Genomic DNA, 1373 nt, shown 5'->3' on the forward strand with positions numbered 1-1373 from the left:
GGTCAAGCCTCCAGGGAATCCTCATCTTCAGGCGAGTTTCCCGCTTAGATGCTTTCAGCGSTTATCTCTTCCGTACATAGCTACCCTGCGATGCCTCTGGCGAGACAACAGGTACACCAGCGGTACGTCCACTCCGGTCCTCTCGTACTAGGAGCAGCCCCCGTCAAGATTCCAACGCCCACGGCAGATAGGGACCAAACTGTCTCACGACGTTYTAAACCCAGCTCRCGTACCWCTTTAAATGGCGAACAGCCATACCCTTGGGACCKRCTTCAGCCCCAGGATGTGATGAGCCGACATCGAGGTGCCAAACACCGCCGTCGATATGAACTCTTGGGCGGTATCAGCCTGTTATCCCCRGAGTACCTTTTATCCGTTGAGCGATGGCCCTTCCATTCAGAACCACCGGATCACTATGWCCTGCTTTCGCACCTGCTCGACTTGTCAGTCTCGCAGTTAAGCACGCTTTTGCCATTGCACTTTAGGTACGATGTCCGACCGTACCAAGCGTACCTTCGAACTCCTCCGTTACACTTTGGGAGGAGACCGCCCCAGTCAAACTGCCTACCATGCACTGTCCCCGACCCGGATTCACGGGCCAAGGTTAGAACCTCAAACAAACCAGGGTGGTATTTCAAGGAYGGCTCCACGYGAACTRGCGTCCACGCTTCAAAGCCTCCCACCTATCCTACACAGATCGGTTCAAAGTCCAATGCAAAGCTACAGTAAAGGTTCATGGGGTCTTTCCGTCTAGCCGCGGGGAGATTGCATCATCACAAACACTTCAACTTCGCTGAGTCTCGGGAGGAGACAGTGTGGCCATCGTTACGCCATTCGTGCAGGTCGGAACTTACCCGACAAGGAATTTCGCTACCTTAGGACCGTTATAGTTACGGCCGCCGTTTACCGGGACTTCAATCAAGAGCTTGCACCCCATCATTTAAYCTTCCGGCACCGGGCAGGCGTCACACCCTATACGTCCACTTTCGTGTTTGCAGAGTGCTGTGTTTTTATTAAACAGTCGCAGCCACCATTTTATTGCAACCCCTTCACCCTCCTGGCGCAGGCCAGTCAAGCTACAAGGGCGTACCTTATCCCGAAGTTACGGTACCAATTTGCCGAGTTCCTTCTCCCGAGTTCTCTCAAGCGCCTTAGAATACTCATCTCGCCCACCTGTGTCGGTTTGCGGTACGGTCTCGTATGACTGAAGCTTAGAGGCTTTTCTTGGAACCACTTCCAATTGCTTCGCGGCTCAAGGCCGCTCGCCCCACATCCTTGAATTACGCGCCCGGATTTGCCTAAGCGCCTTCTCCAATGCAGGGACCGGGACTTCCAACACCCGGACAACCTTCCGCGATCCGTCCCCCCATCGC

General features: G+C 54.4%; 1 rRNA gene. It reads right to left on the minus strand.

The window, feature by feature from the left end:
* A 23S ribosomal RNA gene (locus tag AB4Z13_RS32730) occupies positions 1-1373 on the minus strand; the annotation flags it as partial.

Origin of the sequence: Rhizobium sp. YAF28, from assembly GCF_052113285.1 — a bacterium.
GTDB lineage: Bacteria > Pseudomonadota > Alphaproteobacteria > Rhizobiales > Rhizobiaceae > Rhizobium.